11 protein-coding genes are annotated in these 12,012 nt (G+C 63.3%); 5 read left to right on the top strand and 6 right to left on the bottom strand.

Translation table 11 applies throughout. The annotated features are described in order from the left end of the window. Positions 1–414: 414 nt before the first annotated feature. From QTI04_RS01400 to QTI04_RS01375, 6 genes are all read right to left on the bottom strand, one after another. Positions 415–1,440 (bottom strand): YeiH family protein, encoded by a 1,026-nt coding sequence (locus QTI04_RS01400; RefSeq protein WP_286604130.1) that lies wholly within the window; start codon positions 1,438–1,440, stop codon positions 415–417. A gap of 33 nt (positions 1,441–1,473) precedes the next feature. After that, a complete protein-coding gene (locus QTI04_RS01395) occupies positions 1,474–2,700 on the bottom strand; it encodes a porin (protein WP_286613891.1) in 1,227 nt (408 codons plus the stop codon). A gap of 54 nt (positions 2,701–2,754) precedes the next feature. Beyond that, on the bottom strand, positions 2,755–3,501 hold the full coding sequence (locus QTI04_RS01390; RefSeq protein WP_286613890.1) for an SDR family NAD(P)-dependent oxidoreductase: 747 nt from the start codon (positions 3,499–3,501) through the stop codon (positions 2,755–2,757). Positions 3,502–3,504: 3 nt separating this feature from the next. Beyond that, on the bottom strand, positions 3,505–4,440 hold the full coding sequence (locus tag QTI04_RS01385; RefSeq protein ID WP_286613889.1) for a 3-keto-5-aminohexanoate cleavage protein: 936 nt from the start codon (positions 4,438–4,440) through the stop codon (positions 3,505–3,507). Between the two features lie 189 nt (positions 4,441–4,629). Next, complete coding sequence (locus QTI04_RS01380) at positions 4,630–5,613, bottom strand: AraC family transcriptional regulator (protein WP_336621868.1); 984 nt, start codon at positions 5,611–5,613, stop codon at positions 4,630–4,632. A gap of 108 nt (positions 5,614–5,721) precedes the next feature. After that, complete coding sequence (locus tag QTI04_RS01375) at positions 5,722–6,693, bottom strand: quinone oxidoreductase (protein WP_286613888.1); 972 nt, start codon at positions 6,691–6,693, stop codon at positions 5,722–5,724. A gap of 195 nt (positions 6,694–6,888) precedes the next feature. Between QTI04_RS01375 and QTI04_RS01370 the strand changes: the two genes are divergently transcribed. The 5 genes from QTI04_RS01370 to QTI04_RS01350 all read left to right on the top strand — a co-directional run bounded on the left by QTI04_RS01370 (position 6,889) and on the right by QTI04_RS01350 (position 11,959). Next, positions 6,889–7,860 carry a tripartite tricarboxylate transporter substrate binding protein gene (locus tag QTI04_RS01370; RefSeq protein ID WP_286613887.1) on the top strand — a complete coding sequence of 324 codons (972 nt, stop codon included), beginning with the start codon at positions 6,889–6,891 and terminating at the stop codon, positions 7,858–7,860. Positions 7,861–7,892: 32 nt separating this feature from the next. Further along, a complete protein-coding gene (locus QTI04_RS01365) occupies positions 7,893–8,735 on the top strand; it encodes a TauD/TfdA family dioxygenase (protein ID WP_286613886.1) in 843 nt (280 codons plus the stop codon). Positions 8,736–8,803: 68 nt separating this feature from the next. Then, positions 8,804–9,877 (top strand): 3-keto-5-aminohexanoate cleavage protein, encoded by a 1,074-nt coding sequence (locus QTI04_RS01360; protein WP_286604140.1) that lies wholly within the window; start codon positions 8,804–8,806, stop codon positions 9,875–9,877. A gap of 3 nt (positions 9,878–9,880) precedes the next feature. After that, the gene (locus tag QTI04_RS01355; protein WP_286604141.1) at positions 9,881–10,849 is read left to right on the top strand and encodes a tripartite tricarboxylate transporter substrate binding protein; all 969 of its coding nucleotides are present in this window, start codon (positions 9,881–9,883) and stop codon (positions 10,847–10,849) included. 51 nt (positions 10,850–10,900) lie between these two features. Next, positions 10,901–11,959: a 3-keto-5-aminohexanoate cleavage protein gene (locus QTI04_RS01350; RefSeq protein ID WP_286613885.1), complete on the top strand. Its 1,059-nt coding sequence runs from the start codon at positions 10,901–10,903 to the stop codon at positions 11,957–11,959. The last annotated feature ends 53 nt before the right edge of the window (positions 11,960–12,012 follow it).

Here is a 12,012-nt window from a genome sequence, read left to right as displayed (position 1 = left end):
CGACGAGCCAAGGGCCGCCCGATAGCAGACCCTGGCGAAGGACTGCAAATGGCGCGAGCACCAATTCGCGGCCGTGCCTGACAGCTGACCTTCGGCGTGATCGCCCGGTTGGCCAACGACCGCTATAAGCGAGTTTGGTGAACAGGCAGTCCCGGCCATGAGTAGTCGGTCGTCGAGCCGAACGCTACGACCGGTTCGACGAGGTTGCGGACATCCAGTAGTTGCACTCGACGATCCGACTGGCGCGCAAGGAGACGGCGGACATTTTCATGGACCCCCGACCCTCCGGCCCGTTCGCGATCCGATCGAGAGCGGGCTTGAATGCGGCCACAAACAGGATGCATGCATGCATGCTTGACGTTGAGGTGTGAGATGCGAACCGCCTCACTCAGAGTGGGCCCACGCCTGAATTGCTCAGCCGAGTGCCGCGCCGCCCCAGTGCAGCCACGCTACCACGAACCCGGCGAGGAATATTGTCTCGCCGACCATCAGAGCGATTGGCCTCCATCCCACCGTTGCAAGTTCTTTCAGCTGGGTCTTCATGCCGATCGCGGCGATTGCGGCGACCAGGCACCATTGCGAAAGATCGACACCCGCTTGAGTGACAGCCTTGGGCACCCAACTCGTGCTGTTGATCGCGACCAGTGCCGCAAAGGCAATCGCGAACAGGGGCAATAGCGGCGGACGCTTGCCATCGGCGGCCTTGCCTTGATCGGCTCGCGTCAGGAATCCCGCGAACGCAATCACAGGCAGGAGCATCGCGACGCGCAGCAGCTTCACAAAGGTGGCGGCATCACCGGTGGCGATCGATATGCCATAGCCGGCACCGACGACCTGCGCCACGTCATGGATGGTGCCGCCGAGGAAGATGCCGGCCTGTACCGGATCGAGGCCCAGCGCGCGCACGATCATCGGATAGATGATCATCGCCAACGTCGACAGCGCGCTGACGCTGATCACGGTGAACAGCGTGGCGCGCTCCCGCATGGGGTGGTTCGGCATGGCCGCAGAAAGCGCCATGGCTGCCGACGCTCCGCAGATCGCGACTGCGCCGCCCGTGAGCAAGCCGAAGAAGCTTCGATACCCCATCAGCCTGGCCAACGCGATACCCAGGCTGATGGTGAGCGCTACCGACGCCATCACCATCAACACCGGATGCCAGCCCATGGCGGCGATCTGGCCCGTGGTGATGCGCAAGCCCAGCAGCGCCACGCCCAGGCGCAGTACCTGGCGTGCTGTCCACTCGATGCCGGCGGTGCAGGGGCCGTCGGTGGACAGGAAGTTCATTGCCATGCCGAGGAGCAGCGCGAAGAGCATGACAGGCGCACCATAGTGCTGCGCCAGAAACGTGGCCGCTGCAGCCACGACGGCACTGGCGAGGACGCCTGGGAACAATTGGCGTCCGAGCGTGGGCCAACCAGTCAAGGTCAATGCGGTCATTGTGATGCGCTTGCAATTGGGCGAAGGGTTCAATCAGAAGACGTGTCGAATGCCGACGTCGTAGCCAGTCGAAGACTGTGGCGTCGGCACTGCGCCGTTGATTGCCTTCGTGAAGTAGGCGGGCCCGCCAACGGTCAGGTCGGCACCATTCTTGTTGTCGATCCGTGCAGCCGTCGCGTAGACAGCCGTACGCTTCGACAGGTTGTAAACGTAGCCGAGGGCGAACTTCTCGGACTTCGGGTCCGGAGCCAGGCCAGGAGCGATCTGATTCGTAGCAGTGATGTTGTTGTACTTCACCTGGGTATAGACGGCACGAATCAACCCGGGTCCGATCGGTGCGTTCAGGCCGATCAGCGCGCCGTTGGCTCCCGGGTTCGTGAAACCAAAAGCGTTCGCGACCGGCGGGATACCGGAGAAGTCCGTCTTCAGCTTGTTGTTCGAGTACTCGCCGAACAGCTTGATGACGCCGAAGTCGTACGTGGCGGCGACGTTCCAGATGTCGAGGTTGGTCGTCGTGCCCAGGAAAAACTGGTCTCCAATCGTGCTTCGGCCGAGTGCCACTGCGACATCCAAGGGGCCCTTCGTGTAGCCGAAGCGGCCACCTGCGTAGCGTCCGGCTCGCTGGCTGTTCGGTGTGTTCGGTGTCAAACCGCCCGGGTCGACCTTGTTCGCCTCGTTGAAGGCGTACATGACTTGGCCGTAGAAACCTCCCAGATTCGGTGGCAGGAAGTAGCCCACCGAGTTGGAGGCACGAATGTAGTTGGGGTTGGCCTGGAACCCGTTGGCCGCTTGTCCGGGCGTGTTGAAGCCGCTCGCGGTGGCGATCAGGTTGATGCCCACGCCGTTGGAGGTGAACGGATCGGCGATGGCGTCGTTCCAGAACGTGGGCGTGTAGTCCCTGCCGAGGCGGATTTCGCCCAGGACCCCTGACAGGCTGACAGTCGATCGACGGTTGAAGGCAAGACCCCCGCCAGGCGCGAAGCCGGCGCCGGTGTCGTTGAGTATTCCGGCTTCGAGCCAAAAGCTGGCAGCCGCACCGCCGCCGAGATCCTCCGTGCCGCGGAAGCCCAGGCGACTGCTAGCGTAACCTCCGCTGTTCTGTACGGTGCTGCTGGTCGTGACGCCGATGCCGAACGGAGTCTCGGCCTTGTTCGAATAGCCGCTGACCGTGGCGTCGACGACGCCGAACATCGTGATGGAGGACTGGGCCGCAGCGCCACCGGCGGCGAGTACGGTCAAGGCGATCAGGGGTTTTCTCATGGGCTCTCTTCGTTATTGAAAGATGACTGACGCACGGGCGGCTCTCGCCCCGACCTACATGGCGGTCTTGCCGCCATTGACTGCGAGGATCTGTCCCGAGATGTACCTGGAGCGATCGGACGCCAGGAAGACGATGGCATCGGCGACCTCCTCCGGGGTGCCGATGCGGCCGGCGGGAATCGTTGCGGCGACCGCCGCGATCTTTTCGACCCCTCCCGCGATGCGTTCCAGCATCCCGGTATCGATGGGACCAGGAGCCACCGCGTTGACACGCACGTTCGACCGGCCTGCCTCCAATGCCGCAGACTTGGTCAGGCCCTCGATCGCGTGCTTGCTCGCCACGTACATCGGGTTCTGTGCGTTACCGCGGCTTCCCATCGTGGAGGAAAGGTTGACCACGACGCCCTGCTTCTGCTGGAGCATCACGCGCAGCTCGTGCTTCATGCTGAGAAAGGTCCCCAGAACATTCGCGTCGAAGGTCGCCGAATAGGATTCGACGGTCTGGTCGACGATCGACCCGGGCGTTCCCTCGGTCCCTGCACTGTTCACGGCGACATCGAGCCGGCCATAGCTCGCCACGGTGCGTTCGACGAGTTGGCGCACATCCTCCTCACGGCTGACGTCGGCAGCCACGAACTCCGCCTCGGCGCCCAGTTCGCGGAGTTCGGCAACGAGCGCGGCTCCGGCCGTGGCATTGCGGCCGGAACACATCAACCGGGCGCCTTCGAGCGCGAATGCGCGAGCGGTCGCGCGGCCAATCCCGGCCGTGGCGCCGGTCACAAGAACAACAGTTTCAGTCATGGATCAGAACGCCACCGCGTGTTTGCCTTTGAGTTGCAGCATCTCGCGCGCTTGCGCAGGGGTTGCAACTTCCAGGTTCATCGATTTCAGCATCGAGACGATGCGCTGCACTTGCTGGGCGTTGCTCCTCGCGAGCCGCCCCGGCCCATCCCACAGCGAGTCCTCGAGCCCCACGCGAACGTTCCCTCCCAGCGAAGCCGCCATGGAGGCCAGCGGGAACTGGCTGCGGCCGGCTCCGAGGACCGACCAGTAGTAGTCCTGGCCGAACAGGCGCTCGGCAGTCTTGCGCATGTGCATGACGTCGTCGGGGTGTGTGCCGATTCCGCCCAGCAGTCCGAAGACGGACTGAATGAAGAATGGCGGCTTGAGGATGCCGCGGTCGATGAAACGCGCCGCCGTGTAAAGGTGGCTGGTGTCGTAGCACTCGATCTCGAACCGGGTGCCACTCTCGGCGCAGGATTCGAGGATGTAGCGGATCTCCTTGAAGGTATTGCGGAACACCCGGTCCTCCGAGCCTTCGAGGTAGGGCCGTTCCCACTCGTACTTGAATTCCTTGTGCCGGCCCAGCATGGGATAGAGGCCGAAGTTCATCGATCCCATGTTCAGCGACGCCACCTCGGGCTTGAACTGCAATGCAGGCTGCAGGCGCTCCTCCACCAGCATGTTCGGAGCGCCGCCTGTCGTGAGATTGATCACCACGTCCGAGTGCTGCGCGATGGCCGGAAGAAAGGCCCGGAACAGTGCCGGGTCCTGCGAGGGCTGGCCGTTCTCGGGGTTGCGCGCATGCAGATGGACGATGGCCGCGCCTGCTTCCGCGGCCACAACCGCCTCGCAGGCGATCTCGTGCGCGGTGATTGGCAGGTGGGGCGACATGGTCGGCGTGTGGATCGCTCCGGTCACCGCACACGTCACGATGACCTTGCTTTGGGGTGCTGCCATGGCAGATGTCTCCGTTCGATGTCTTGATTCAATTGGAATGAATCAGGCGATGGCAGTGCCTGATTTCCTGGATCCAGTATCTGGCGACGCGACCCATGCAGCTTGCTCTTTTGGGACGCGAACTTGCCGATCTGAGACAGCTCTGAATCGATGCAGGCAAGACGCCGCGGGCCGATAAGCGCCGATCGATCAGGACGTCACGTACTCTTTTGCTGCTGCCATGTCCGTCGCTTGCTTGATCCATTGCGAGGCGCTGCAGCCGAACTGACCCTGGAACCAATGACTGAAGCTGCTAGGCGTTGCGAAGCCCAGTAGCTCGGCCACCTCGCTCAGCGGCAGGTCGCTCTCGCGCAGATGACGTTTGACCAGGTCCGAGCGCACCTGATCGAGCAAGCTACTGAAGGTGAGACCCTCCGCAGCGAGCCGGCGGTGCAGCGTGCGGCGATCGACGCGCAGGTGCCGAGCAACCTCCTGTGCGCTGCAGGCGCCACCCGGCAGCAGCGCGAGGATGAGCTGGCGACAGCTGTCATGCACGCTTTCACTGCGATCCCTGAGGGCCGCTTCCAGATATTTGCGCGCGTAGCCCGCCGCCACCTGGTCTCCCGGCTCGCGCGGCTTGGACAGGTCGATCGCAAGACAGACCAGGCCGTTGAATTCCTGGTTGAACTTGACGCGCCGTCCGAAGAAAGCGCGATGGGTGGAGACGTCACTGGGTGGGCGATGCGTGAAGCAGACTTCGAGCGGTCGCCAATGCGGGCCGATCAAATCGCTCAACATGCGAAACACGGTGCCCACGGCGAGTTCCACCGACTGTCGCATGGGCAGCCCGGGGCTTGGCATCAGGTCTTCCCGGATAACCACCACACTGTCGGTGTCTTCGACATGGATGGTGAGCGAGGCATTGACCAGCTTCAGGTAGCGGCACAGCGTGTCGAGGGCGTCCCTCGGCGTGGCCTCCTCCCTCAGCACGAGGCTGATGGGCCCGAGGGCGGAGAGTTTGCGCTGGGCCGCAAGACGCAGCGCAAGATCTTCGGTCCGCGTGGCACGCGCGGTGATCTCCAGCAATTCGCGCACGGCATCTCTCGGGATCAGCGTCTCGGGATCCTCGAGGACCTTCGGCTGCAGCCCCACGGTTCGCATGAAGGTATGCGGGTCGCGACCGAGCGACTTCACCAACTCGACGTAACCGCTCAAGCTGGCGCTACGCATGAGTCGTGCAATGTGTCTCATGGGTCGGTGCTGGAGCGCCATTATGGTACCGACCTCGCGTCCGAACGTCGCTCAGGGAACGAGGACGGTGGAGCCGATCGTCTTGCGTCCTTCGAGCGCGCGGTGCGCTTCTGCCGCGTCGGCCAGGGCGAAGCTTTGCTTCGGCTCGCTGACGATGTGCCCGGCGAGCACATGGTCGAACAGCTCCCGCGCCATGTCGAGCATGTGCGCACGCGGCTCGATGTAATGCCTCATCGCCGGCCGGGTGAGCCAGATGGAACCCTTGGTCGCCAGCAGCCTGGTGTCGAGGATCACCGGGCCCGACGAAGTGCCATTGCTTACCAGCGTTCCGCGAGGCTGCAGGCAGTCGAGCGAAGCTTCCAGCGTGTCCTTGCCTACCGAGTCGTAGACGACGGGAACGCCCTTCCCTTCGGTGATCTCCTTCACACGCTCGGCGATGTTCTCGCGCGAGGTCACGATGGTGTGCGCGCAGCCGTTGGCCTTCGCGATGGCGGCCTTTTCGTCGGTGCTGACGGTGCCGATCATGGTCACGCCCATGGCGCGCGCCCACTGGCAGGCGATCAGTCCGACGCCGCCCGCCGCCGCGTGGTAGAGGATGGTCTCGCCTCCCTTCAGCGGATAGACCTGGCGAAACAGATATTGCGTGGTCATGCCCTTCATGATGAGCGACGCGGCAGTGCGATCCGTGATGCCGTCGGGCAGGGGAATCAGCACTTCGGCAGGCATCACGCGCGCTTGCGCGTAGGCGCCCGGTGGTCCGACCAGGTAGCCCACCCTGTCGCCCACGCGGATATCCGTCACGCCGGGCCCGACGGCTTCGACCACGCCCACCGCATCGGTACCGAGGCCGTTGGGCAGAGCCATGGGATAGAGGCCGGTGCGAAAGTAGACGTCGGCGAAATTGACGGCGATGAAGCTGTGGCGCACGCGGGCCTCGCCTGCGCCCGGTTCGCCGACCTCGAGGTTTTCGAATCTGAGGACGTCTGCGCCTCCGGTTTCATGAAGGCGGATGGCTTTGGTCATGGTTCATGTCCTTGTCTGTGAATGCATGTGGAGATGCAATTCTTGAGGGACGGATACAGGACTGGAAGCTCGCCGTCGGTTATGCCCCATTTCGACAAATCCATGTCCCCGATAAGCAAGTACCGGTTGCCGGTGCGCCAGATACTGGACCCGCTGACAGGTCTGTCCGAAACGAACGGGAAATGGAGACTGGAAATGAAACTGCATCAGTTTGCTCGCCCTGCGATGGCGTTGATCACATGTTCGCTGGCGCTCAACGTCTGGGCCGCATCCGGCGACAAGCCCCTGAGGGTCATCGTTCCGGCACCGGCGGGCGGAACGATGGACACCGCCGCACGCGTCGTCGGGCAACAGATTTCCGCGGACACCGGCCGACCGGTGATCGTCGAGAACCGCCCCGGCGCAACGGGCTCGATCGGGCTCAGCGCCATGCTGCAGGCGGCCCCGGACGGCAACACGATCCTGCTGGGCGCGAGCAACCTGCTGGTGGAAGCGCCGCAGGTGATGAAGGTACCGTACGACCCACTGAAGGACATCGTCACCATCGCCAGGGTGGCGTCCTCGAGCTACGTCCTCGTGACCGGTGCCAGCTACCCGGCCAAGGACTTCCAGGGCCTTGTCGCGCAGTTGAAAACGCGCAAGGGCAAATCCAGCTTCGCCAGCTACGGCATGGGGACGGTGTCGCAATACTCGGGACTGATTCTCAGCAGCCAGGCTGACCTGGACATGCAGCACGTCGGCTACGCCGGCTCGCCGCCCGCGCTTCAGGACCTGATCGGCGGCCAGGTCGACATCATGTTCGATGGCGTGGTCACGTCGTTGCCCCTGATCAAGAGCGGCATGCTGCGCCCCTATGCGGTCTCGGGGAAAAGCCGGTCCAGGTACTTCCCGGACGTGCCGACCATGACCGAACTCGGCTACCGGGACATCCAGTTCCAGGGACAGGTCTGCTTCTACGGCTCCAGCAAGCTGCCGGCCGACGTCCTGGCGAAGCTCCAGGCTCTCATCAAGAGGGCCGCCGATGCGCCCGCGGTGCAACAGAAGCTGATCGACGTGGGCGTGGAGCCCGATGTGAGCATCGATACGGCTGCGCTGCTGGCCGAGAACAAGTTGCTGTCCCAGCGCAACGCCGCCATCGTCAAGAAGTTCAACATCCAGGCGAACTGACCCAGCGCCGCCATTCCTCCAGAGAGCAAGAAATGAAGATCAAGCAAGTCACGCCGGCCATTGGCGCCGAAGTCAGCGAAGTCCATCTCGGCGAAGCAGCGCGCAACCCCGAACTCTTCGCACAGGTCAGATCCGCGCTGCTCAAGCACAAAGTGCTTTTCTTTCGCAACCAGGACATCACGCGCGCCGACCACGTGGCCTTCGCAAGTTGCTTCGGCAAGCTGGAAGACCACCCCGTGGTCAACAGTGATCCCAAGCACCCCGGCCTGGTGCTCATCTATCGCAGCGACTCCAGGCACAGCTACGAGAACTCCTATCACTCCGACGGCCTGTGGCGCCAGAGCCCTGCCATGGGTGCCGTCCTGCGCTGCATCGAATGCCCGGAGATCGGCGGCGACACCATCTGGGTCAACATGGTTCAGGCGTACGAGGAACTGCCGGAGGAGATCAAGCAGAAGATCCTGAAGCTTCGCGCCAAGGCCAGCATCGAGCCTTCTTTCGGCGCCGTCATGCCGGAGGAAGCGCGCAGGAAGCTGGACCGGGACAACCCGCCGGTCGAGCATCCCGTCGTGCGCACGCATCCCGAAACCGGCGAGAAGATCCTGTACGTAGGTGGCTTCACCACGCACTTCGTCAACTACAACACGCCGGAGAACATCCGCCACGGCATCGACAAGCTGCCCGGCGCATCACTGCTGCTGAACTACCTGACGAGCCGGGCCACCATTCCCGAGTACCAGGTGCGCTGGTCCTGGCAGCCCGGGGACGTGGCCGTCTGGGACAACCGCAGCACGCAGCACTACGCGGTCAACGACTACTGGCCCGCACCTCGCAAGATGGAGCGCGCCGGCATCGTGGGCGACGTGCCGTACTGAGTACCCGAAGTCTTGTCATCCTCGTTCAATATTCCCGACGTCACATTTCAACTCGGAGACCCATCCTCATGAACTTCCTCGACGGCCACCTGTACCCTGAGAACCAGCAGCCCCTGATCATCACGGCCGCGCCCTATGCGCCGGGTTGGATCCCCTCGGACTTTCCGGAAGACATCCCAGTCACGATGGAGGAGCAGATCCAGAAGGCTGTGGACTGCTACGAAGCCGGTGCCACCGTGCTGCATCTGCATGTGCGTGAAGCCAATGGCAAGGGTAGCAAGCGCCTGTCCATGTTCAATGAGCTGATCGCCGGCGTGCGCGCCCGCGTGCCGGAAATGATCATCCAGGTGGGAGGCTCCATCAGCTTCGCGCCGGAAGATGATGGCTCGGCCGCCAAGTGGTTGAGCGATGACACGCGGCACATGCTGGCCGAACTCACTCCGAAGCCCGACCAGGTGACTGTCACCGTCAACACGACGCAGATGAATGTGACGGAGCATGCAGGTATAGATGACTTCAAGGGAGTTTCGCGCGGCTTCCCGCACCTCTATGCAACCTACAAGGACATGATCGTTCCCTCGAATCCCAGCTGGGCCGAGGAGCACATCCGTCGCCTGACAGCCGCCGGAATCCAGAGTGAGTTTCAGTGCTACAACATCAACAGCTTCGAGACGATCGAGCGAATGATTCGCCGCGGCGTCTACAAGGGCCCACTGGTGATGAACTGGGTGGCCATCAGCGGCGGCATGGATCAGGCGAACATCTACAACCTCGCCAACTTCCTGCGTGCTGCACCCGACGGCGCGGTGATCACGGTGGAGAGTTCGGTACTGAACGTGCTGCCCGTGAACATGATCGGCATTGCCTTGGGCCTGCATGTGCGGTGCGGCATCGAGGATGTGCTTTGGAACCAGACCCGCACGGGAAAGATGAGCTCCGTCGAGCAGATCAAGCAGTTGGTTCGTATCTCTGGCGAATTTGGCCGTCCCATCGCGACAGCGAAACAGGCACGAGAGATCATGAAGATCGGGGTCTTCTACGAGACGACGGAAGAGACGCTTCAGGCCAATGGCTTCGCGCCCAATCGCAACGGGGGCAACCAGGGGTTCCTGCGCAAGCCGGACAGCGAACTGGTGGCTTGAAATATGAAACTTCTGCAACTTGCACGCGCCTCCATGGCGCTGGTCGGATGCTCGCTGGCGCTCGGCGCCTGGGCCTTGGGCGATCGGCCGGTGCGGCTCATCGTCCCGGCGCCCCCGGGCGGAACGATGGACATCGTCGCCCGCGTGCTCGGGCAGCAGATGGCTGTCGACATCGGTCGACCGGTGATCGTTGAGAACCGCCCCGGAGCAGGCGGCTCGATCGGCCTCCAGGCCATGCTGCAGGCCGCGCCGGACGGCACCACGATCGTGGTGGCGGCAAGCAACGTGCTGGCCGAGACGCCGCAGGTGATGAAGATGCCCTTCGACCCGCTCAAGGACGTGGTCCCGATCGCGTCGGTAGCCAGGTCGGGCGTCGTGCTCGTGACCACGTCAGGCTACCCCGCCAAGGACTTCCAGGGTCTGGTCGCGCAATTGAAGACGCGCCAAGGCAAGGCCAGCTTCGCCAGCTACAGCCCGGGCACCGTGTCGCAGTACGCGGGACTGATCCTCAGCGATCGGGCCGGGCTGGACATGCAGCACGTGGGCTATCCCGGATCGCCGCTCGCGCTCCAGGACCTGCTCGGCGGCCAGGTCGACATCATGTTCGACGGCATGGTGACCTCCATGCCGCTGATCAAAGGCGGCAAGCTGCGCCCCTACGCCTTCTCCGGCAAACGCCGCTCCAGATTCCTCCCTGATGTGCCAACCACCGCCGAACTCGGCTATCCGGAACTGCAGTTCCAGGGATGGGTCGGTTTCATAGGCTCCAGCAAGCTGCCGGCCGACGTGCTGGCGAAGCTTCACGCAACCATCGAAAAGGCAGCGCAGGCACCCGCCGTGCAGCAAAAGCTGATGGACGTGGGCCTCGAACCCGAACTGAGCGTCGACACGCCGGCGCTGCTCGGCGAGACCAGGGCGCTGTCCGAACGCAACGCCGCCATCGTCAAGAAGTTCGGCATTCAGGCGAACTGACCCGAGCCGGCATCCTTCCGACATCCGCATTGCAACCCGAGACGAAACGACATGAACTTCCTAGATGGCCACCTGTTTCCCGAAAACCAGCAGCCGCTGATCATCACGGCCGCTCCTTATGCACCGGGCTGGCTTCCGTCCGACTTCCCGGAAGAAATCCCTGTCACGATGGAGGCTCAGATCCAGAAGGCGGTGGATTGCTACAACGCCGGCGCAACGGTTTTGCACCTTCATGTTCGCGAACTCGATGGCAGGGGCAGCAAGCGCCTGTCCAAGTTCAACGAACTCATCGCCGGCGTGCGTGCGCGCGTGCCCGAGATGATCATCCAGGTGGGCGGCTCGATCAGCTTCGCGCCAGAGTCCGAAGGCGCGGCGGCCAAGTGGCTGTCCGACGACACGCGCCACATGCTGGCCGAACTCGATCCGAAGCCGGACCAGGTGACCGTGACCGTCAACACCTCGCAGATGAACGTCACGGAGCACGCCGAACTGGCAGACTTCAAGGGCACTTCGCGGGAAATCCCCGCCATCTTCGAGGCCTACAAGGAGATGACGGTGCCGGCCCAGCCCGGCTGGGTGGAGGAACACATCCGCCGCCTCACGGCCGCCGGCATCCAGAGCGCCTTCCAGTGCTACAACATCAACAGCTTCGAGTCGGTCGAGCGACTGATGCGCCGCGGCGTCTACAAGGGCCCGCTGGTGATGAACTGGGTGGCGATCAGCGGTGGCATGGACGCACCGAACATCTACAACCTCGCCAACTTCCTGCGTGCCGTTCCCGATGGCGCGGTGCTCACGGTGGAAAGTTCAGTCCGCAACGTGCTGCCTGTGAACATGATGGGTATCGCCATGGGCCTGCACGTGCGCTGCGGTACCGAGGACGTGCTTTGGAACCAGACGCGCACGGCCAAGATCGGCACCGTGGCACAGATCGAGCAACTGGTGCAGATCTCGCGCCAGTTCGGTCGCCCCATCGCGACCGCCCAACAGGCGCGCGAAATCTCGAAGATCGGTGTCTTCTACCACACGGCGGAGGAATCGCTTCTGGCGAATGGCTTCGCGCCCAATCGCAACGGGGCCAACCAGGGATTCCTGCGCAAGGCCGCATGACTCCTCATCGAGGGCATGTCGCGTGCCCTGCGTTTCGAAGTACTCGGCCTGTC

The sequence above is a fragment of the Variovorax sp. J22R115 genome (assembly GCF_030317005.1).
GTDB lineage: Bacteria > Pseudomonadota > Gammaproteobacteria > Burkholderiales > Burkholderiaceae_C > Variovorax.
The sequence above is the reverse complement of the archived record's forward strand: the minus strand, read 5'-3'. Positions and strand labels throughout refer to the sequence as shown.